General features: G+C 41.7%; 20 protein-coding genes. 11 read left to right on the plus strand and 9 right to left on the minus strand.

Annotated elements, in window-relative coordinates; translation table 11 throughout:
- The first annotated feature begins 40 nt into the window (after positions 1–40).
- The 3 genes from PING_RS01500 to eat are packed head-to-tail and all read left to right on the plus strand — an operon-like array spanning position 41 to position 3687.
- On the plus strand, positions 41–1441 hold the full coding sequence (locus PING_RS01500) for an ethanolamine ammonia-lyase subunit EutB (protein ID WP_011768701.1): 1401 nt from the start codon (positions 41–43) through the stop codon (positions 1439–1441).
- Positions 1438–2274: an ethanolamine ammonia-lyase subunit EutC gene (eutC, locus tag PING_RS01505; RefSeq protein ID WP_011768702.1), complete on the plus strand. Its 837-nt coding sequence runs from the start codon at positions 1438–1440 to the stop codon at positions 2272–2274. Before PING_RS01500 ends, eutC begins: the two co-directional genes overlap by 4 nt.
- A 21-nt stretch (positions 2275–2295) precedes the next feature.
- A complete protein-coding gene (gene eat / locus PING_RS01510) occupies positions 2296–3687 on the plus strand; it encodes an ethanolamine permease (RefSeq protein WP_011768703.1) in 1392 nt (463 codons plus the stop codon).
- Positions 3688–4376: 689 nt separating this feature from the next.
- On the opposite strand, the gene PING_RS01515 is transcribed toward eat, so the two are convergent.
- From PING_RS01515 to PING_RS20355, 8 genes are all read right to left on the minus strand, one after another.
- Positions 4377–4583 carry a cold-shock protein gene (locus PING_RS01515; protein ID WP_011768704.1) on the minus strand — a complete coding sequence of 69 codons (207 nt, stop codon included), beginning with the start codon at positions 4581–4583 and terminating at the stop codon, positions 4377–4379.
- 332 nt (positions 4584–4915) lie between these two features.
- Positions 4916–5116, minus strand: a complete 201-nt coding sequence (locus PING_RS19695; RefSeq protein ID WP_083761709.1) for a cation transporting ATPase C-terminal domain-containing protein — start codon at positions 5114–5116, stop codon at positions 4916–4918.
- Complete coding sequence (locus tag PING_RS21715; protein WP_157035283.1) at positions 5044–5295, minus strand: cation-transporting P-type ATPase; 252 nt, start codon at positions 5293–5295, stop codon at positions 5044–5046. Before PING_RS21715 ends, PING_RS19695 begins: the two co-directional genes overlap by 73 nt.
- A 257-nt stretch (positions 5296–5552) precedes the next feature.
- Positions 5553–6200, minus strand: coding sequence for an OmpA family protein (locus tag PING_RS01520; protein WP_011768705.1), 648 nt, complete (start codon positions 6198–6200; stop codon positions 5553–5555).
- A gap of 462 nt (positions 6201–6662) precedes the next feature.
- Positions 6663–8090: an ATP-binding protein gene (locus tag PING_RS01525; RefSeq protein WP_011768706.1), complete on the minus strand. Its 1428-nt coding sequence runs from the start codon at positions 8088–8090 to the stop codon at positions 6663–6665.
- Positions 8090–8782 (minus strand): response regulator transcription factor, encoded by a 693-nt coding sequence (locus PING_RS01530; RefSeq protein WP_011768707.1) that lies wholly within the window; start codon positions 8780–8782, stop codon positions 8090–8092. Before PING_RS01530 ends, PING_RS01525 begins: the two co-directional genes overlap by 1 nt.
- A 42-nt stretch (positions 8783–8824) precedes the next feature.
- On the minus strand, positions 8825–9091 hold the full coding sequence (locus PING_RS01535; RefSeq protein WP_011768708.1) for a PepSY domain-containing protein: 267 nt from the start codon (positions 9089–9091) through the stop codon (positions 8825–8827).
- Between the two features lie 188 nt (positions 9092–9279).
- Positions 9280–9426, minus strand: a complete 147-nt coding sequence (locus PING_RS20355) for a hypothetical protein (protein WP_157035284.1) — start codon at positions 9424–9426, stop codon at positions 9280–9282.
- 285 nt (positions 9427–9711) lie between these two features.
- Between PING_RS20355 and selD the strand changes: the two genes are divergently transcribed.
- From selD to tyrA, 4 genes are all read left to right on the plus strand, one after another.
- On the plus strand, positions 9712–10767 hold the full coding sequence (gene selD, locus PING_RS01540; RefSeq protein WP_011768709.1) for a selenide, water dikinase SelD: 1056 nt from the start codon (positions 9712–9714) through the stop codon (positions 10765–10767).
- A 1-nt stretch (position 10768) separates the two neighbouring features.
- On the plus strand, positions 10769–11881 hold the full coding sequence (mnmH, locus tag PING_RS01545) for a tRNA 2-selenouridine(34) synthase MnmH (RefSeq protein WP_232279397.1): 1113 nt from the start codon (positions 10769–10771) through the stop codon (positions 11879–11881).
- A gap of 116 nt (positions 11882–11997) precedes the next feature.
- Positions 11998–13059: a 3-deoxy-7-phosphoheptulonate synthase gene (locus PING_RS01550; protein ID WP_011768711.1), complete on the plus strand. Its 1062-nt coding sequence runs from the start codon at positions 11998–12000 to the stop codon at positions 13057–13059.
- A 9-nt stretch (positions 13060–13068) separates the two neighbouring features.
- On the plus strand, positions 13069–14196 hold the full coding sequence (tyrA, locus tag PING_RS01555) for a bifunctional chorismate mutase/prephenate dehydrogenase (RefSeq protein ID WP_011768712.1): 1128 nt from the start codon (positions 13069–13071) through the stop codon (positions 14194–14196).
- Positions 14197–14282: 86 nt separating this feature from the next.
- Here tyrA and hpf read toward each other — a convergent pair whose 3' ends face one another.
- Positions 14283–14693 carry a ribosome hibernation-promoting factor, HPF/YfiA family gene (gene hpf / locus PING_RS01560; protein ID WP_011768713.1) on the minus strand — a complete coding sequence of 137 codons (411 nt, stop codon included), beginning with the start codon at positions 14691–14693 and terminating at the stop codon, positions 14283–14285.
- Positions 14694–15113: 420 nt separating this feature from the next.
- On the opposite strand from hpf, the gene PING_RS01565 reads away from it, so the two are divergent.
- From PING_RS01565 to PING_RS01580, 4 genes are read left to right on the plus strand one after another with little or no spacing between them, the layout of a single operon-like run.
- The gene (locus PING_RS01565; RefSeq protein WP_198134731.1) at positions 15114–16829 is read left to right on the plus strand and encodes an extracellular solute-binding protein; all 1716 of its coding nucleotides are present in this window, start codon (positions 15114–15116) and stop codon (positions 16827–16829) included.
- Positions 16829–17905 carry a microcin C ABC transporter permease YejB gene (locus PING_RS01570; protein WP_011768715.1) on the plus strand — a complete coding sequence of 359 codons (1077 nt, stop codon included), beginning with the start codon at positions 16829–16831 and terminating at the stop codon, positions 17903–17905. The genes PING_RS01565 and PING_RS01570 overlap by 1 nt, the downstream gene beginning before the upstream one ends.
- Position 17906: 1 nt before the next feature.
- The gene (locus tag PING_RS01575) at positions 17907–18956 is read left to right on the plus strand and encodes an ABC transporter permease (RefSeq protein WP_011768716.1); all 1050 of its coding nucleotides are present in this window, start codon (positions 17907–17909) and stop codon (positions 18954–18956) included.
- On the plus strand, positions 18953–20545 hold the full coding sequence (locus PING_RS01580) for an ABC transporter ATP-binding protein (protein ID WP_011768717.1): 1593 nt from the start codon (positions 18953–18955) through the stop codon (positions 20543–20545). The genes PING_RS01575 and PING_RS01580 overlap by 4 nt, the downstream gene beginning before the upstream one ends.
- The last annotated feature ends 99 nt before the right edge of the window (positions 20546–20644 follow it).

Consider the following 20644-nt stretch of genomic DNA (forward strand, 5'->3'; position numbering starts at 1 on the left):
TGCAAAGTTCGCGCCCACTTTAATATTCGAGGTATCTAAAATGGCCAATTATCGTTATCAGCTCGGCAGTCACGTTTATCAATTTGCCAGTCTTGCCGATGTGATGGCAAAAGCCTCTCCTTTAAGGTCAGGGGATCAACTTGCAGGCGTTGCTGCACTCTCCTCTGAGCAGCGCGTGGTTGCACAAATGCTCTTAGCAGATATGCCGTTGAAAGATTTTCTGCAGGAAATGCTTATTCCCTACGAAAGTGATGAAATTACTCGCCTTATTATTGATGAGCATGATTCAGGTGCTTTCGCTGAAATAGCCCATTTAACCGTTGGTGATTTTCGTAATTGGCTGTTAAAAGAAACAACCACGGCAGTAGAGCTGGCAAGAGTTCGTTCGGGTATTACCCCGGAGATGGCGGCAGCAGTAAGCAAAATTATGCGCAATCAGGATTTAATTCTTGTTGCTAAAAAGTGTCATATTATCACTCAATTTCGCAACACTATTGGTTTGTCCGGACATTTATCAACACGCCTGCAACCAAATCATCCGACAGACGATGTCAATGGCATCGCGGCCTCTCTTTTTGATGGTCTAATGTATGGTAATGGTGATGCTGTGATCGGTATAAATCCGGCAACGGACAATGTGCAGCAAGCGGTCAAACTAATGAAGTTAATGGATGATGTTATTCAGCATTATGAAATACCCACCCAGTCCTGTGTGTTAACCCATGTCACTAATACTATTGAAGCGATCGAGCTTGGTGCACCCGTCGACCTTGTTTTTCAGTCTATTGGTGGTACTGAAGCGACCAACCAGGGCTTTGGCATCAATCTTAATGTGCTCAATGAAGCGCACCAGGCAGCACTGGAATTAAAGCGCGGCACCGTGGGCAATAACCTGATGTATTTTGAAACCGGGCAGGGCAGCGCGCTCTCTGCCAATGGGCATCATAATATTGACCAACAGACCTGTGAAGCCCGTGCTTATGCGGTTGCGCGTAAGTTTAATCCGTTGCTGGTCAATACCGTGGTGGGCTTTATTGGTCCTGAATATTTGTTTGACGGCAAGCAGATTATTCGAGCAGGGTTGGAAGATCATTTTTGCGGCAAGTTACTGGGTCTACCGATGGGGTGCGACATCTGTTACACCAACCATGCCTATGCAGATCAGAATGATATGGATAACTTACTGACCCTGCTGGGGGTGGCTGAATGCTCCTTCATCATGGGTATTCCGGGCTCCGATGACATTATGCTTAATTACCAGACCACCTCTTTTCATGATGCGCTCTATGCCCGGCAGGTGTTGGGGCTTCGCCCTGCACCTGAATTCGATCAATGGCTAAAAAAGATGAACATCTCATCCGCAGATAACCGTTTTCAGCTCAGTGACCAACTACCGGCAAGTTTTGCGCACCCATTGGAAATGATTAAGGAAGCTTTATGAATAAGGTTGTGCCAAGCAGTGAAGAGATGGTTCATAAAGATCCCTGGGAAAAATTACGTCAATTTACCAATGCTCGCATTGGACTTGGCCGGGTAGGAACCAGTATTCCAACGGCTGAGTTACTGCGTTTTCAGCTTTCTCATGCCCAGGCTATTGATGCAGTTCATGTGCCCTTAGATGTTGAACAGTTGGATCAACAATTTGCAGCGTCTGATGTTTTACAACCTTATTTACCCATTCAAAAACTGCACAGCAAAGTCCGCGATCGCATGGAATATCTGCAGCGGCCGGATCTTGGCCGGCAGCTCGACGATGCCTCTATCTACAAGCTGCAGCAGAAAAATACAGGTGAGTCTTATGATGTGGTTTTTGTGGTGGCCGACGGTTTGTCCTCTTACGCTATCAGCAATCACGCCAAACCGTTTCTGGATATATTAATAAATAGTCTTAATCAGGATCCAAATAAAGAATGGAAAATTGCGCCTCTTTGTCTTGTTCTGCAAGGCCGTGTGGCGGTAGGTGATGATGTCTGTGAGGCCCTCAACGCTAAAGCTGTGGTATTACTGATTGGTGAACGCCCGGGGCTGAGTTCTCCCGATAGTATGGGGCTTTATCTTACCTGGAATGCTAAACGCGGTATCGAAGATTCGCAAAGAAATTGCGTCTCCAATATCAGGCCGGAGGGATTGCAATATCAGGCGGCGGCGCATAAGTGCCGTTATTTATTAAATGAGTCGCAGCGCATGAAATTATCGGGTGTGAGTTTGAAAGATCGCTCTGAAGATCTGCAGCTTGAAAGTACCACAACACAACAATTTTGTTTAACTATCTAGTCGTTACTAAAAGGAAATATTATGTCAAATAATGAAGAGTACCTTGCTCAAAGGCAATTAAAAAAAGGGGCTGCAGGCTGGATTTTGCTTGCGGGTCTTGGGATTTCATACGTTATCTCGGGTGATTTTGCGGGATGGAATTTTGGCATCGCTCAAGCAGGATGGGGAGGATTTGTGATTGCCGCAGTGTTGATGGGGATTATGTACTTAACCTTAGTATTATCTCTTGCTGAAATGTCGGCGGCCATTCCTGCGGCAGGTGGTGGTTACAGTTTTGCTCGTCAAGCGATCGGGCCTGCTGGTGGTTACCTTACCGGACTTGCGGTATTAATTGAATATACACTCGCCCCGGCTGCTATTGTTATTTTTATCGGCTCTGCCGTTAATGAGTTGGTCGGAATTGACGGGCCAATAGTCTACGCTCTGTTTTACCTGATTTTTGTGGGTATTCATATTTTTGGTACGGGTGAAGCCCTGAAAGTAATGATGGTGATCAGCGGACTGGCTGTTTTAGCTATTATTGCAACGGCCGTTGTATTACTGCCCGAATTCGATGCGGCGCGTCTGTTTGATATCGAACCTGCTCTCAATGGAACAGAGTTTCTGCCAATGGGCTATTACGGCGTGTGGGCAGCCCTGCCCTTTGCTATGTGGTTGTTCCTTGCGGTCGAAGGGGTGCCTTTAGCGGCGGAAGAAGCAAAAGATCCGGCCAAAGATGTGCCCAAAGGCATTATTGCTGCGATAATTTTCCTTTTGTTTACTGCGGTTCTGGTTGTCGTTCTGGTGACCGGTGCTGCCGGTGCGCAAGTGACTGGTGAAAGTGCCGTTCCACTAGTGGATGCGCTAAATATGACCGGCCATAATAATGTTGCCACTATGGTTAATATATTGGGTCTGGCAGGATTGGTAGCCTCGTTTTTCTCTATTATTTACGGTTACAGCCGCTTAGTTTTTGCACTATCCAGAGCTGGATATTTACCGCAAAGATTATCATTAACCAGCAAGCGAAAAGTACCAGTACGTTCACTGGTCTATCCGGGTATTTTGGGATTCCTTATTTCATTGACCGGTGAAGGTGATTTAATACTGTCAATGGCAGTTGTTGGCGCTACCGTATCCTATGCGATGATGTCTGGAAGCCACATTCTTCTTCGTATCAAGCAGCCGGAACTTAAACGTCCCTATAAAACACCGGGTGGTATTGTGACTTCCGGCATCTCTTTTGTGCTGTCTTTAGTTGCACTGACTGGCGTCTATGCCTATGACGTTCGTGCATTCCTGTTTACTCTGGTGCTCTTTATTGTTGGTATGGCTTATTATTTCTTTATTGGTCGTAAAAACTTGGTTGCAGCAACCGCTGAAGAAGAGTTTGCTTTACTGTCTCAAGCAGAAGACGAGCTTGTATCAGCTTAATGCAGTATTTTATGCAAAATCTGTCTTAAAGCGGGCAGGTTTGACTCTTTAAATAATTAAAATAAGAAGACAATAGCCCGCTTACTTTTTTGTTGTGACGGGCTTTTTTTATGCGCCATATTGTTAGCTTATTGCTATTAAGTATTCCTTTCCTGTTCTCTTCTATCTCTTGAAAGAATTTTAGCTCTCAAGCTGTAATTGCTTTTGTTCTAGCGTCAGCTAAGGAAAAATCTGGCTATCTACCTGTTTACCTATCTACCAAGCGAAATATTTTATCTTTTCTTAGTCATTGGTCGTTATTATTAAACTAAGATCAAAGCAACACCCAGAAATACCCCCACGCAACTATTATGCTACTTGCGGTGCATAGAATGTACCCTACCAATAACATAATACCCATTCCATTAGTTAACTTTCCATGACGATTCAATTTCTTTTGGTATCAGAAATGCCGGCAAGCTCTTTGATTAAGTAATAGCAGCTATTGAGAATGCAAAAAGATGTTAGTGCAGCAGTCTTGAGCAGATATTTATGCGGATTAGGATTATAAAAAGGGGGGTAGTGTGGACTGAATATATTTGGCCACGGAAGTATTTTATTTTCGAATAGACAAAAAAAATGGTAAACCTGTGAAGGCTTACCATTCTCAAATATTACTCAGCTTATAGAAGCTAAAATATCACAGCAAACTAGATAGCTACGATATTTTCAGCATTTGGGCCTTTTTGACCTTGAGTAATAGTAAATTCTACTTTTTGGCCTTCAGCAAGAGTTTTAAAACCTTCGCTTGAGATAGCGCTAAAGTGAGCGAATACGTCTGGACCAGAAGCTTGCTCGATAAAACCAAAACCTTTAGACTCGTTGAACCATTTAACTGTACCTTGAACTTTAGACATAATAATACCCTGTAATTTTAATAAAAGTGTCTTTAAAAGACATGAATAGCGTAAAAACAGACTGGAACTTAAAAACTACAGAGCGAGGTATTATTAATAAAACAACGAAATGGAGAATGTAAACAAAAGGCTTTCTTTCCTGCTGGCGTGTACTTTATAGAATCTAATTTGAAAGTCAATAGGAGGTTAAAAAATAAACACATTAAAATTGATAAATTTAATGCTGCTATAATTATCAGAATTTATCCGCCGCCTTCCCATTTTTCGGGTATGAAATAGGGGGTTTATACCGCTAACCAATGTAGTCTCCTCCGTACCAGCTATTTCCTGAACTATTGAATAGCAAACAGTGTAATCAGCGTAATAATAAAGACCCACCAGATAGAGATATCAATAGGTGTAGTGGAGAATATTTTTTGCAGTCCTGGCGTGTACACAATAGTGACAATAAGCAGCAGTTCTAACACACCCCCCAGAGTGGTCCATTGATAACAGCGGAAATAGCGCGGTGAATTACTGCCAGTAACATCAATAAGGGCGAGCGGCGTCGGTGAAACTCGATCTGGTTTTTACCAAAAAGATGTAATCGTTGAATTGACTCCCGATCGGAGAGACCACTTGATGCGGCAAGGTAGGAATGAAATAGTTCCGCTCCACGCAGACGAAGAACAGGACGATTGACAATAATAGAGTGCGAAAGGGTATTTTTCATTACTTCGGCGTGGTGCTTGATAAGGTACAAAGATAGGATAAAGGAACAATTAGAGAGTTATATTTAGATCTGTATTACAAATAAATTATTGCTGCATAATCTAACTTAAAGTGAAATATTGTAATCTGGAATTAGCCTCCCATGGGGTAGCGAGGGAGGCGGTTTGACGACATGTTAGCTTAGTGCTGAGCTTAAAATTATTGTTTTAATTAGTTTTTTTAAATTAGAATAGCGAACCGCTAAAAGATCAAAAACACTTAGTTAGCTATAATGTTAATTTCAACACGACGATTAGCCGCACGGCCATAAGGAGTATCATTAGTTGCTATCGGGCGACGTTCACCATAGCCTAATGTGCTTAGGCGACCCGATTTTACGTTGCGCTGCATAAGGTAATTAGACACAGATTCAGCACGACGCTCAGAAAGGGTTAAGTTTGATTCTGAACTGCCAACACTGTCCGTATGGCCAATGATTCTTAATGATGATTTTGGATACTCATTAAGTACTTTTGCAACGCCATTTAAAGTTGAAAAAATACTACCGCTTAACTGATAATTCCCCGTATCAAAACCAATGCCATCCGCCATTATAAGCTGCAGTTCATATTCGCCAACACGCTTGACCTGCACTCCGGAATTTAATAATTCCTGGCGTAGTGCTGCTTCTTGTTGGTCAAAGTAATAACCTACCCCGCCACCGATGGCAGCACCACCAACCGCGCCAAATAATGCGCCATTTTTTTTGCCTGTCGCAGCACCCGCAAGCGCCCCGGCAATTGCACCACCAATAGCCGATTTTGTCGCGGTATTCATTTCTTGTTCACCTGTTGTTGCATTTTGACGATTCACACATCCGCTTAAAAGTGTGACGACCATTAATGCTGTAACTAATTTTTTGTTCATGATTTGCTTCCTGTTTTTTGAGATAACGCGTAGAACTTTAATAAGAAAATTCTTAACGATAGGACTTTGATATCGTTTTAATAATACTCCATATACATAAGAAATATAGGTTATTATTTCAATTGCGCGCTTGGTTATTAGGATCTTAAAGTTTAGCATATTGGCAAGAATTTTTATCTTTCTGCTGACACCTTATATTAAGATAGTGTGCTATCAGCTAACCTTTACTTAAGATGAGTCCTAAGATATTTAATAAGCGAGAATAGGTTTTAGTGAAATATTTAATCTGCTCTCCAAACTTTTTTATGACGATATGGAATCATAAAGAATCAAAGATGAACGTAAGCTGAATATTTAAACCTAAGGGCGAAAAACAAACGTTTTAGCGTTGTTTATTGACTTGTTTTGAATTTGCTCTTTGCCGGTTTATTGCCTGCTTAGTATTTTTTCGACGGGCAACTTTCAGAAGCGAAAGTGAAACTCAAATTTGGCCCCTCCAAGCGTTTGTGAAGTTGAAACCGCGAGTTGACCATTATAGCTGTCCGTAAGATCCCGCACGATAGCAAGACCTATCCCATGTCCGCTCTGGTAGGAGTCAGCACGCATTCCCCGCTCAAAGATTTGGATGTGTTGCTCGGGGCTAATCCCCTTGCCATCATCTTCAACCGTGATAATTAAAACCTTTTTATTGCTGGTGACGGTTAATGCCACCTGTGATGTTGCGGCTTTGCAGGCGTTATCTAATACATTACCCAGTATTTCGGTCAGATCTGCCTCATCCCCCTTAAAAACAGCTTGTCTGTTGATATTTTGGCTGATTGATATTTGTGGCTCCCGATAGATTTTATGCAGGGTTCTGATTAATTTATCTGACACGGACTTAACCTTAATACCTAAATGCCAGGAAGCGCCCGCCGCAGTTTGAGCACGTTTTAATTGATGACCAATAATACTGTTAATAATCGATATTTGCTCGATTGCAGCGTGATTTAGCCCTTTTTGGCTTTGAATAACGGCAAGCGGTGTCTTTAGACTGTGGGCCAGATCCGACAGAGCATTACGGTAGCGCTTACGTTGACTTTGTTCGGTATTAAGCAGTGCATTAAGTTGCCGTGCAACAGCTTGTAATTCAGTAGGATAAATCTCATTAAGCTGTTGTGTTCGGCCCTGTTCAATATCGTTGAGCTCTTTTGTGAATTTGGCCAGAGGCTTTAAGGTCCATAACAACCAAACTATCTGCACAATAACCAATAGCGCCATTAAGATAAGCAGCCAGCTCCAGAGTTGTTTGGTAAACAGGTCAACCTGGCGCTGAAAATCGACCTGATCTTTAATGATATGGAGGGTGATTGGCAGCGCCGCAGCACCATCAGATTGAGCCGATTGCTCGAAACTGGCGGTAAAGCTATAGATTAGATAAGGTTTTCCCTCAAGTTTAATTTCAGAAAATTCACTTTGACCCGTCGCCGGATGCGGTAAGTTAGCAGGTGCTTTAAAGCCCAGAAAGGAGTCCGATTGCCAGGCTATTCTGGTATTTCCTGTCTCTTTTTTTCTGTCTGAGACTAAGTTTGTTGAATCAGATTCAAGGCGCGGATCATTGTCCTTCACGTTAGGCATCGTTATTAATGCATATAAACCTGACTGAATAACATTAAATTGATTCTCTAATAATAAATCCGGCATAAGTAATTGGCCATTATCAAACTCAGTCACCGCGAGTACGGAATAAACATAAGCACTGAGTTCATTTTTGCTGGCACTTTTTACTTGCTCTTTAAATGCATCGTTTAGAGTCAATCCAATTAAGGGCATAAGCACTAATATGAATAACAGAGCGCTAACGATCAAACGCGTTTTAAGGGAATTTAAGTTTGTCGCTCTTTTGGGCATTAGCCATCACTCTGGCTTGTTGGCAACGGAGTAAGGCGGTAACCTTGCCCTCTTAATGTCTCGATAAGTCCATATTCATTATCCGGATCGAGTTTTTTTCTTAAGCGTCGGATAAAGACTTCGATCACATTGGAATCAAGATCAAAATCCTGATCGTAAATATGTTCCGTGAGCACGGTTTTTGATTTAACTTCGCCAGGGTGAAGCATAAAGTACTCAAAAATCTTGTACTCAGATGCGCTTAAGCTTATAAATTCATGTTCTTTTTTTACTTCAAGGCTACTGGTATTAATGCTGAAGGGGCCATTATTAATAACCGGACTCGCTTTACCCGCTGAACGGCGAATCAGGGCGTTCAGCCTGGCCACCAGTTCTTCCGGATAAAAGGGTTTGCACAAATAGTCATCGGCACCGGCATCGAGTCCTTCTACTTTATCCTGCCAACTGTCGCGGGCCGTTAGAATTAAAATTGGAAAATTTCTGTTTTTTTCCCGAAGGCGAGTAATAACAGTGATACCGTCGATTTTAGGTAAACCCAGATCGATAATGGCCGCATCATAATTATATTCAATTCCCTGAAAAAGCCCCTCTTCACCATCGGATGCGGCATCAACCCTATAATGAGAAGCGATTAAGTGTTGTTTTAGATTGCTCTGAAGACTGATATCGTCTTCGACTAACAGTATTCTCATTGACAGGATCCTTTGATTATTTTGGCTTGTTTGATTAAGTGACTATTTTCCGCTAATGTTGCCGTTTTGAGCATCGACAAAGAGATAAAACACCCGTCCCTCTTTGGAAATCATCTTAACCTTATAACCGGGGTTACCCTGAGCGTTACTTGCTTGAACTCTGAGAACCTTACCTTGATATTGGTGCTTAACTAATTGTACCGCCCGAGCAGTACTGCCAACCTTGATTTTTAATGATTCGTCATTAGCGGATGCTGTCAAAGGCAAAAATAAACAGACTGCCAGAGTCAAGATAGAAGCCATTTTCATCAGTGTGTCCGCCTTGTTTAAAAGAGAAGTGATAGGCCTAGTCTAATTAATAAATATCTGGTTGTCATCCAAGTCAAGATGCATCCTCGGGCCTAATAGACTCTGAGCCGAAAAGATTCAAAAAAGCTAATCTAATGTTAGTTTTAAAAACCGTACAGCAATGCTTTTACGGATAAGTATGACAAATGTTATCCTTTACCTTTAAAGTTGATATATACCCATGTTGCTTCAAGATGCCTGTCAGGCGCAAGCTCGGAGACCAGAGCAAGACGCAACATGACCTTTCGAGCGATTAACTGCGTTAATCCTTTAGCGGTAGATGTAAATGCAAGCATTTACATCTTAAATGGTTATTCCCTTTCCGATTGGTGCAATGCAGCGCTGGTTTTCGAGCTAGCGCCCCGTGGGGCAAGGAAAATTATACCAATCTGTGTTGTTATAAAATCTCTCTGTAGAATAACGATACTTCAATTTTAAGCCTAGTATCTCGGCACAATTTTCCTTGCTGACTTTGCATCTTGAAGTATCATGGGTATAAAAGCATAAAAAGTATTAACTAAGCTTTTCCCTGCCACATACTTAAGTTTAATTTTATTCAAGAATCAGTGAGAGATAATAAAATGTCAGCAGATTATGAACATACCAATGTACGTCTAACCCAGTACAGCCACGGTGCCGGTTGCGGATGTAAAATCTCCCCAAAAGTCTTAGATAGTATTCTGGTATCAGCACTTCCTGCCTTCCAGGATCCCAATCTATTAGTGGGCAATGAAAATAAAGATGATGCCGCTGTTTATGATCTTGGCAACGGTAGTTGTATTATCAGTACCACAGACTTTTTTATGCCTATTGTTGATGATCCTTTTGATTTTGGCCGCATTGCAGCGACTAATGCGATCAGCGATATTTATGCGATGGGCGGTAAACCCATTATGGCCATTGCTATTCTCGGCTGGCCGATCAACAAATTGGCTCCCGGCATAGCGGCCCAGGTGATTGACGGTGGTCGTTCGGTTTGCCATGAAGCCGGGATTGTATTAGCGGGTGGGCACAGTATTGATGCGCCCGAGCCTATTTTCGGATTGGCCGTTACCGGCATAGTACCGACCGACAAAGTGAAAAAAAATAGCCAGGCTAAAGAAGGTGATTTGCTGTTTTTGTCTAAACCTATTGGTATCGGCATTTTAACCACAGCAGAAAAAAAGGGCTTGCTGCAGGCGGCCCATAAAAATTTGGCGCGCGATACTATGTGTGAGCTTAATAAAATCGGAGCGGAGTTTGCGCATATAGAGGGTGTCAATGCGATGACCGACGTAACCGGTTTTGGTTTGTTGGGGCATTTATCGGAAATTTGCGAAGGTAGCGGTTTGTCTGCATCTCTTGATTTTGCGGCTATTCCCACCTTAGATGCCATTGAATATTATGTCGAGCAAGGTTGTGTACCCGGTGGTTCAATGCGTAATTTTGACAGTTACGGCCATAAAGTGACACCCCTTAGTGAACTGCAAAAAACTATTTTATGCGATCCGCAAACATCGGGTGGCCTGCTTATTTCTGTTTCACCGTCGAGCGCTGACATATTGCTTACAACCGCCAAAAACAGTGGTGTAAAGTTATTTCAGATTGGAAAAATAGAGTCAAAAAACGCTCAGCAACCCGTTATTTCAGTGTTATAAAATGAGTGAATTAAAAATGCAACAAAGCGACCTTCAAGAGCAACAATTATACCGCTCGTTATTTTTGTTAAAGACCCCGCTGATTGACCTTAGGGCGCCCGTTGAATTTGCTCAGGGTGCTTTTCCTGAAAGTTGTAACTTACCGCTAATGACAGATAACGAGCGGGAGCAGGTTGGTACTTGTTATAAAAAAGAGGGACAAGCGGCTGCCATTACACTCGGGCATCAGTTAGTGGCATCGGATATACAAAATCGCATTAGAAAATGGGCCCAGTTTAAAGAGGAAAACCCAACGGCATGGCTGTACTGTTTCCGAGGGGGGCTACGCTCACGATTATCGGCGCAATTTCTGAAAGATCACGGCGTTGATATTAATATCGTGCCGGGTGGTTATAAAGCGTTGCGCCGTTATCTTATTAACGTTATCGATCAGGCGTCTGAGAAAAAGTTAATGATTGTTGGCGGTAATACAGGTTGTGGTAAAACACTGTTAATCCAAGCGCTTGATAACGGGCTGGATATCGAAGGTCGGGCCAATCACCGCGGCTCCAGTTTTGGTAAGCAGGTAACCGAGCAGCCGCGGCAAATTAGTTATGAAAATCAACTTGCGGTTGATATTCTGCATATTTCACAACATGCCAGCTCCTTGGTTATTGAGGATGAAAGCAAAGCTGTTGGCGCATTATATGTTCCTGAGCGGCTGTTTGCAGGTATGACGCGCGCGCCTATGGTGGTCGTTAATGATCCTCTTGAAATTCGCCTGCAGAGACTCTGTTATGAATACTGCACTTTAATGACGGAAAAGTTTAACCTAGCATTAGGAGCTGAGCAGGGGTGGCAGGCTTATGAAAAATATTTACAGAATGGCCTGTACGGTATTAGAAAACGCTTGGGAACAGAAAAGTTTAAGGTAATGAATACTGTTTTGGAGGCCGCACTCAAGCAGCAGAAAAATACCGGGAGCGTCGAGGGGCACCTTAACTGGATTGCGTCAATACTAAGGGATTATTACGATCCTATGTACCAATATCAGCTTGAGAAAAAAGCCGACCGAGTACAATTTAGGGGCACATTCCAAGAGGTAAAAGAATGGTTAACCGTTAACACAAAATAAGCGGCTTTCGGCTCGAAGCTCGCAGTTCGTCGCTCACAGCTTTTAATCGAATGATCTATTTTACCGCTATGCTATGATACTTTTATTCATAAAATGTAAGCAACAAGAGAATCACTATGCCTAAAAATGAAAATATTTATATAGAATCAGAAACAGTGTTAATCACTCCCGCAGAATTAAAAGATTTAGTGCCTGCTTCAGAAGAAGTTTATCAGTTTATCGCAGAAGCCCGCCAAACAGTGTCGAATATAGTGCATAAAAAAGATCCTCGTTTTTTGGTGATTTGCGGACCTTGTTCTATTCATGATATTGATGCCGCTAAAGACTATGCGACACGCCTAAAATCCTTACATGAGGAATATAAGGATACGCTTTATATTGTTATGAGGGTCTATTTTGAAAAACCCCGCACCACAGTTGGTTGGAAAGGGTTAATCAATGACCCGTACATGGATGATTCATTCGAAATTGAAACTGGATTAAAGCAAGCTCGCGAACTACTGCTATGGATTTCCGAATTAGGTTTACCTATTGCAACGGAAGCGCTTGATCCTATCAGCCCGCAATATTTAGGCGATCTGTTTAGTTGGTCTGCAATTGGCGCGCGTACTACTGAGTCACAAACTCACCGCGAAATGGCAAGTGGTTTATCAATGCCGGTTGGTTTCAAAAATGGCACCGACGGCAGTTTATCTACCGCTGTCAACGCGATGAAATCTGCGTCTTCTCCACATCGTTTTATGGGTATTAACCAGTTAGGCCAAAGTGCATTACTGCAGACCTCGGGTAATCGAGATGGACATGTTATTTTACGTGGTGGTGGTGGTAAGCCAAACTATGATTCCGTCAACGTTGCACTGGCTGAGCAGGCGCTTAAAAAAGCCAAAGTAGAAGAAGTATTAATTGTCGACTGCAGCCATGAAAATTCAAATAAAAATCATACCCTGCAGCCTTTAGTGGCAAAAGATGTATTCCATCAGGTGACTGAAGGAAATAAATCCATTGTCGGTATTATGCTAGAAAGTAATATTAATGAAGGTAATCAAGCAGCCACATTGCCTAAAGCGTCCCTTAAATATGGTGTGTCAGTCACTGATGCCTGTATTGATTGGGAAACAACGAGTCAACTTCTTGCTGAAGCTGTCAATGTATTAAAAGATACTTTAAAAACAAGATAAGAAGGGTTTATGCCTTTAAGTAAATTAAGAGATCAAATTGATGCCGTTGATCAGCAGATAATTGACCTGCTTGCTGAGCGTCTGCGTTTGGTTGGTGAAGTGGGTGAGGTTAAAGCCAAGCATGGTTTACCTATTTATGTTCCTGAGCGTGAAGCGGCTATGCTGGCTAAACGCCGCGAGGAAGCATCATCTAAAGGCGTGCCGGCCAATTTAATCGAGGATATCCTGCGCCGTACAATGCGCGAATCCTACGCCAGTGAAAATGATACTGGCTTTAAAACGGTTAATCCAAAGATGAAAAGAATTGTTATCATTGGTGGGAACGGCTTATTAGGTCAGCGTTTTGTGGAAATGTTTAAGCTATCAGGCTATGAAGTTGATATTCTAGGACGTGCTAATTGGGACAAGGCAGAGGAGATATGCAGTCATGCAGGTCTGGTTATTGTCGGTTCACCCATTGATGTCACTGTCTCAGTTATCGAGCAACTGAGCTATCTCCCCGAAGATTGTATATTAGCTGATATTACCAGCGTAAAAGATGGACCGTTACAGGCAATGCTGAAGGTGCATAAAGGACCGGTTGTTGGTTTACATCCTATGTTTGGTCCTGATATTAGCAGTTTTGCCAAGCAGGTTGTTGTTTATTGTAATGGTCGGGGTGAAGAGAAGTACCAGTGGTTAATCGAACAGATGAAAATCTGGGGAGCGCATCTTTATAACGTTGACTCGACAGTTCACGATGAGTCGATGACCCTGATTCAAGCATTACGACACTTTACGAGTTTTGTCTACGGAAGCCATTTAAAAGAAGTTAATGCTGATTTAAAACAGTTGTTAGATTTAAGCTCCCCAATTTATCGTTTGGAGCTGGCGATGGTCGGACGCTTGTTTGCGCAGGATCCTGCTTTATATGCCGATATTATTCTTTCACAAAAAAATAATCTGGTGATGATCAAACGTTATCATCAGCATTTTGCCGAGGCGATTGAGTTACTTGAAAATGCGGATCGGGAGCAGTTTATTAAACGTTTTGAATCGGTAACCGAATGGATGGGGGATTACTCTTCTCTTTTTCTTGATGAAAGTCGTTCGCTACTGCAGCAGGCCCATGATAATCGCCATTACGAAGATAAATAAAGAACAATTTATAACCTTTTTTCCAGGTAATAAAAAAGGAGGTTTTTAACCTCCTTTTTTATTTACTTACTTGCCTTGTATCAGTTTTATGCTGCGAACTCTTTATTTAATTTTATTTCAGCATCTGATTCAATTTCAATCTCTGGTTCTTCAATCGCTTCGCCTGAAATTTCTCCTGTTCGGCACATATCTTTACCGTTATTTTTTGCGCGACTCGCTTCAGATTTATGGAGGTATTTAGTCAACTGACGTTCTAATTTTTGAAATAATTGTCCAATTGCTACATACAAATCATCGTTCTGTGCATGTGCAAAAATCTTATCATTAGGAACGTTAATTGTGGCTTCTATTTTTACGCCTTTAGGCTCTTTGGTGATAATGACGTGGGGAGTGATAAGAGGAATTTGTAGTTTTTCTAGTTTTTCGAACCGTTCCTCTACTTTGGTGCGCATTGTATCAGTGATAGTAATTTGTTTACTTGTGATTTCAATTCTCATATAAGACACCTCTTGATTGTACGTTTATTGCATTTACAAATAGATTATTCTTTTTTGCCAACTTTAAAAGCGATCTTTGTCACAATTTTTTACACTTTTCTGGCTTGTACTATTAATGAAATTATTATTTGACCTAGGTTTGTTTTTCTTAAAATAAAAATAATCATTCCTTGTTGTGCGGAAAAACTTAGGGCATCCTGAAAAGATAACTTCATTACTTTTACCTCTTACTTTTTTAATTTAAATGTTTTTTTAATTTTTCTTTTGCTATCTTTGTTCCCATTACTCCTCTTATTTAACAGCTGAATCTATTATATGTTTCGACTCTCACTCTTTAAGTTTACACGCCTTTTGCTATTTTGCTATTTAAGTAGCTGCAGTTCTTTGTTATTTGCCAGTGCCTGGCAGCATGGGCTTAGTATGTATGGAGACTTTAAATATGCGCCAAATTTTGCACATTTTCAATATGTAAATCCAAATGCACCTAAGGGAGGCGTCTTTAGACAAGCGGCTATTGGTAGTTTTGACTCCCTAAATCCATTTATTGTAAAAGGCAATGCAGCCAGTGGGATCACTATGATTTACGATACTTTACTGGCTCAGTCACGAGATGAACCCTTTAGCAGTTATGGATTGATTGCGGAAAAAGTGAAAGTGGCGAGTGACTTTACATCGGTCAGTTTTATGATCAATAAAAAGGCGCGATTTCACGATGGTAAAAGTATTCAGGCCAGTGATGTTAAGTTCAGTTTTGAATTGTTGGTCGAAAAAGGGGCGCCACATTATCGCTCTTATTATTCCGGGGTAAAGGATGTGGTGGTGGATAATGACCAGCAGGTCACTTTTTATTTTAAAGAAGTTGGTAATCGGGAATTGTCTTTAATCATTGGTCAGCTTCCCATTTTACCAGAACACTTTTGGGCGGATAAGGATTTTTCCACAAGCAGCTTAACTATTCCGCTTGGTTCGGGTCCCTATCAAGTAGAGAGTTTTGATGCTTCAAAAAGAATCACTTACAAAAGAGTGAAAGATTATTGGGCAAAAGATTTAGCCGTTAATAAAGGCCTGCATAATTTTGACACTATGATCTTTGATTATTATCGCGATGATAGTGTTGCCTTTGAAGCGTTTAAATCGGGTAATTTTGATTACCGCCTGGAAAGCTCGGCAAAGCGTTGGGCAACGGGTTATGTCGGTGAAAACTTTGATTCAGGCGCAATTATCACCAGTAAAATTGCCGATAAAAATCCGCAGGGTATGCAGGGTTTCTGGTTTAATCTGCGTAAAGAAAAATTTAAAGATGTTAATGTCCGTGAAGCGATTGCTTTGTTATTTGATTTTGAATGGGCCAATAAAACCCTTTTTTATGGCGCTTACTCGCGTATTAACAGCTTTTATTCTGGCTCTGAGTTATCCACCCAAGAAAATATTTCTGCCGCTGAACGTGCTGTTTTACGGCCCTATAAAGCACAGCTGCCAAAGGCTGTTTTTGAACCTATCAAATTCCTGGAAAGCAGTGCAGACGGCAATGTTCGAGGGCGGCTGAGAAAAGCTGTGGCATTACTTGAACTTGCCGGATACCAGTTAAAAGACAGTAAAATGCAGGATAAGAACGGCCGGCAATTAAGCTTTGAGTTTTTACTTTATAGTAAGGATTTCGAACGTGTGGTGCATCCATTTCGCCGTAATCTGCAGCGTATCGGAATAAAAACATCGCTTCGACTGGTTGATGTTTCCCAGTATATCAACCGTTTAAATAATTTTGATTTTGACTTGGTATCATTGCGCAAAGGGCAATCAATATCGCCGGGTAATGAACAATCGGGTCATTGGGGCTGCGATAGTATGATGGAGCCCGGAACCGCAAACTGGTCCGGGGTTTGTCATCCGGTCATTGATCAGCTGGTCACTAAATTAATTATGGCCGATACACGGAAAGAGCTGGTGCAGACAACCAAAGCCTTAGACCGTGTTTTGCTTAGTCAGCATTTTGTTATTCCCCAGTGGTATCTGCCCGCCTATCGAATCGCCTATTGGAATAAATTCTCTCGTCCGAATATTGCGCCAATATATGATTTGGGTTTATCCACCTGGTGGTCAACGCAGGCTGAAAATGATCAGGAGGAGAGTCAATAATGAATTATTATATTTTAAGACGTTTATTACTTATTATTCCGACCTTGTTAGGCATTATGACCATTAATTTTTTTATTGTGCAGATTGCCCCCGGTGGTCCCGTTGAACAAGCGATTGCACAATATCAGGGCATAGGCGATGCTAATACAACGCGTGTTGCATCAGGCACTAACAGTGAAATAAAACAGGGTGGCGAAAGTAAATACAGGGGTTCCCGAGGGGTGGATCCTGAATATATTAAAGCACTTGAAAAACTCTATGGTTTTGATAAACCTATTGTAGAGCGTTACTTTTCAATGTTATGGCGTTATATAAAATTTGATTTTGGCGAAAGCTTTTATCGCAATGAAAAAGTCACCGATTTAATTATTTCAAAAATGCCCGTTTCAATTTCACTGGGGCTTTGGACGACGCTGCTGGTCTACTTGATTTCTATCCCACTGGGCATTAAAAAAGCCACCTCCCATGGTCATTCTTTTGACATTTGGACCAGTACTATTGTGACCGTTGCCTATGCGCTCCCAAGTTTTATTGTCGCTATTATGCTGATTGTTCTTTTTGCCGGTGGCTCTTATTATGACTGGTTTCCTCTGCGCGGATTAACCTCGGATAATTTCTCGGAATTAAGCTTGATGGCGCAAATTAAAGATTATTTCTGGCATCTTACCCTGCCTGTTTTTGCCTCTGTATTGGGCAGTTTTGCAACCCTGACTATGCTTACTAAAAACTCTTTCCTTGATGAAATTCATAAACAATATGTGGTGACTGCCCGCGCCAAGGGCTGCTCGGATAAGCGCATTTTGTATGGTCATGTTTTTAGAAATGCCATGTTATTAGTCTTGGCGGGTTTACCCGCGGCATTGATTGGTATTTTTTTTACTGGTTCGATGTTAATTGAAGTTATTTTTTCTTTAGACGGTTTAGGTCTATTAAGCTTTGAATCTGTTATCAACCGGGATTACCCGGTGATTTTTGCCTCGCTTTATATGTTTACTCTAGTGGGGCTGGTTTTAAAACTGATCAGTGATATCACTTATACTCTGATTGATCCACGCATTACTTTTGAGGGGCGTTAAGATGTCATTATTAAACACATGGCAAGAGATGCGCAACAATCCGGTGAATGTGGATCGCTGGTTGCAGTTCAAAAATAATAAACGCGGTTATTGGTCGCTGTGGATCTTTTTAATCTTATTTTTAGCCAGTTTGCTGGGTGAACTGTGGATAAATGATAAACCTATTATGGTTTCTTACCAGCAGCATTGGTATTTCCCCCTTGTTGAGGATATTCCTGAGAATCAACTCGGGGGTGATTTTGATATCACCACGGATTTTAGTGATCCTTATATGGTGACGCAAATTAACAAAGCGGGCTGGATTATCTGGCCGCTGATCCCTTTTTATTTTGATAGTATTAATTTTGAATTAACCGAACCGGCACCCTCACCACCCAGTGATATTAACTATCTGGGAACCGATGACCAGGGACGGGATGTTTTGGCGCGTTTGGTTTATGGATTTAGAATTTCTGTCTTTTTTGCGTTAGCGTTAACCTTAGTCAGCTCAGTTATTGGTATTATTGTCGGTGCTGTTCAGGGGTATTACGGCGGACGAATAGATCTGTTCGGGCAGCGTTTTTTAGAAATTTGGGAAGGTCTGCCGATGTTATTTATGCTGATTATTTTAGCCAGTTTTGTGGAGCCTACTTTTCTGTGGTTATTAGGTCTGATGATTCTTTTTAGCTGGCCAAGTTTAGTGGGTGTGGTGCGTGCGGAGTTTTTACGCGGGCGGCACTTAGAATATGTTAAAGCCGCCCGCGCTTTGGGCGTTGGCGATAAAAAAATCATGTTTAAACATATTTTACCCAATGCCATGATTGCAACCTTAACTTTTATGCCTTATCTATTTACCGGGGCTTTAACCACGTTAACCTCCTTAGATTTCCTCGGTTTTGGTTTACCTTTGGGTTCTGCATCATTAGGTGAGATGGTCGCTCAGGGAAAAGACAACCTGCATGCCCCCTGGCTTGCTATTACTGCATTTATTTCATTATCTACTATTTTGGTCTTATTAGTTTTTATCGGAGAAGCAACGCGTGATGCATTTGATCCAAGGAGATCCTTGTGAGTAGCAAAAATGAATTATTAAAAATAGAAAATCTGGCGGTCAGTTTTGGCGATAAAAATATTGTCAGTGGGGTAAGTTTTAGCCTTGATAAAGGGCAAACATTAGCGATTGTGGGTGAGAGTGGTGCGGGTAAGTCTCTGGTTGCCCTCTCTATTCTGCAGTTATTACCCTATCCCCACGCACACCACCCCGCGGGTGAAATCTATATAGATGGTTTGCAGTTAGTGGGAAAAGAGGCCGCAGTACTTGAAACTATTCGCGGCAATAAAGTGGGCATGATTTTCCAGGAGCCCATGACCTCACTCAACCCTCTGCATACGGTGCAAAAGCAGATTGCTGAAACTTTATTGATCCATAAAGGACTAACAGGTAAGGCATCCCATGCGCGTATTATTGAGTTATTAGATTTGGTGGGCATTGAAGCGCCGGAGACACGTTTAGCTTCCTATCCTCATGAGTTATCCGGCGGACAACGTCAACGCGTTATGATCGCAATGGCGCTCGCTAACGAGCCAGAACTGCTGATTGCCGATGAGCCGACCACTGCCCTTGATGTGACCATTCAAAGGCAAATTTTGGATCTGTTAAAATCATTACAAAAACGTCTTAATATGGCGGTGTTAATCATTACCCATGATCTTCATGTTGTTAAGCATATTGCCGATTCAGTATTAGTTATGCACGATGGGAAAAGCATAGAATATAGCAGTAAAAATGCGCTTTTCTCAAACCCTAAGCACGAATATACTAAACTCTTATTAAATGCCGAACCTGCCGGTGAGATGACGGAATTAACGGCACCCCAACTTATTTTAAGTGCGGCTAATATTAATGTGAGTTACCCATTAAAGAAAAATTTTTGGGGAAAAACCACCCGTAGTTTACAAGCTGTTAAAAATGTCAGTTTACAGATTCATCAGAGTGAAACGGTTGCAATAGTGGGGGAAAGCGGCTCCGGGAAAAGTACCTTAGCGCAAGCGATACTGCAGCTTAATAAAAGTACTGGAGACGTTGTTTATCTGGGTGAAAAAATAAATGCAATTAAACATAACGAGCTACAAAAATTAAGGAAAAAATTACAGATAGTTTTTCAGGATCCCTTTGCAAGTTTAAGTCCGCGTATGTCTGTTCGCGATATTATTGCCGAAGGGCTGCAGGTTCATCAACCAAAAAAACCATTATCCAGTCAAGAAATAGATGCCCAAGTTGAGCAAGTTTTACAACGAGTTGGCCTGGAAAAAGACAGTGGCTTGCGTTACCCCCATGAGTTTTCGGGGGGGCAGCGTCAACGAATCTCAATTGCGCGAGCATTGATTTTAAAACCGCAGTTAATTGTATTAGATGAGCCAACGTCAGCCTTAGACCGCAGTATCCAGAAACAGATATTAGCACTGTTAATCTCACTGCAAAAAGAACTCGGCTTAAGTTATCTTTTTATCAGTCATGATTTGTCTGTTGTCCGCACTATTAGCCATCGTGTATTAGTGATGTACAATGGTGAAATTGTTGAACAGGGGACCACCAAAAAAATATTTGCACAGCCTCGCCATGAGTACACAAAAATACTATTATTATCCTCTGTTTTGTGATGATATGAGAGCATAATACCAAAAGAACTAAAAAGATGATCATCCTTGCTGGTTAAAATTATCCCTAACTGCGTTGTGAGTTTTATTCAGAACATCCTG

Origin of the sequence: Psychromonas ingrahamii 37 (genome assembly GCF_000015285.1) — a bacterium.
In the GTDB taxonomy this organism is placed as follows: Bacteria; Pseudomonadota; Gammaproteobacteria; order Enterobacterales; family Psychromonadaceae; genus Psychromonas; species Psychromonas ingrahamii.

What these genes read in the sequence shown, in the direction of transcription:
- PING_RS01500 (WP_011768701.1), top strand. Translation starts at nt 41, where the DNA reads ATGGCCAATTATCGTTATCAGCTCGGCAGTCACGTTTATCAATTTGCC.
- eutC (WP_011768702.1), top strand. Translation starts at nt 1,438, where the DNA reads ATGAATAAGGTTGTGCCAAGCAGTGAAGAGATGGTTCATAAAGATCCC.
- eat (WP_011768703.1), top strand. Translation starts at nt 2,296, where the DNA reads ATGTCAAATAATGAAGAGTACCTTGCTCAAAGGCAATTAAAAAAAGGG.
- PING_RS01515 (WP_011768704.1), bottom strand. Translation starts at nt 4,583, where the DNA reads ATGTCTAAAGTTCAAGGTACAGTTAAATGGTTCAACGAGTCTAAAGGT.
- PING_RS21715 (WP_157035283.1), bottom strand. Translation starts at nt 5,295, where the DNA reads ATGAAAAATACCCTTTCGCACTCTATTATTGTCAATCGTCCTGTTCTT.
- PING_RS01520 (WP_011768705.1), bottom strand. Translation starts at nt 6,200, where the DNA reads ATGAACAAAAAATTAGTTACAGCATTAATGGTCGTCACACTTTTAAGC.
- PING_RS01525 (WP_011768706.1), bottom strand. Translation starts at nt 8,090, where the DNA reads ATGCCCAAAAGAGCGACAAACTTAAATTCCCTTAAAACGCGTTTGATC.
- PING_RS01530 (WP_011768707.1), bottom strand. Translation starts at nt 8,782, where the DNA reads ATGAGAATACTGTTAGTCGAAGACGATATCAGTCTTCAGAGCAATCTA.
- PING_RS01535 (WP_011768708.1), bottom strand. Translation starts at nt 9,091, where the DNA reads ATGAAAATGGCTTCTATCTTGACTCTGGCAGTCTGTTTATTTTTGCCT.
- PING_RS20355 (WP_157035284.1), bottom strand. Translation starts at nt 9,426, where the DNA reads ATGCTTGCATTTACATCTACCGCTAAAGGATTAACGCAGTTAATCGCT.
- selD (WP_011768709.1), top strand. Translation starts at nt 9,712, where the DNA reads ATGTCAGCAGATTATGAACATACCAATGTACGTCTAACCCAGTACAGC.
- mnmH (WP_232279397.1), top strand. Translation starts at nt 10,769, where the DNA reads ATGAGTGAATTAAAAATGCAACAAAGCGACCTTCAAGAGCAACAATTA.
- PING_RS01550 (WP_011768711.1), top strand. Translation starts at nt 11,998, where the DNA reads ATGCCTAAAAATGAAAATATTTATATAGAATCAGAAACAGTGTTAATC.
- tyrA (WP_011768712.1), top strand. Translation starts at nt 13,069, where the DNA reads ATGCCTTTAAGTAAATTAAGAGATCAAATTGATGCCGTTGATCAGCAG.
- hpf (WP_011768713.1), bottom strand. Translation starts at nt 14,693, where the DNA reads ATGAGAATTGAAATCACAAGTAAACAAATTACTATCACTGATACAATG.
- PING_RS01565 (WP_198134731.1), top strand. Translation starts at nt 15,114, where the DNA reads ATGTATGGAGACTTTAAATATGCGCCAAATTTTGCACATTTTCAATAT.
- PING_RS01570 (WP_011768715.1), top strand. Translation starts at nt 16,829, where the DNA reads ATGAATTATTATATTTTAAGACGTTTATTACTTATTATTCCGACCTTG.
- PING_RS01575 (WP_011768716.1), top strand. Translation starts at nt 17,907, where the DNA reads ATGTCATTATTAAACACATGGCAAGAGATGCGCAACAATCCGGTGAAT.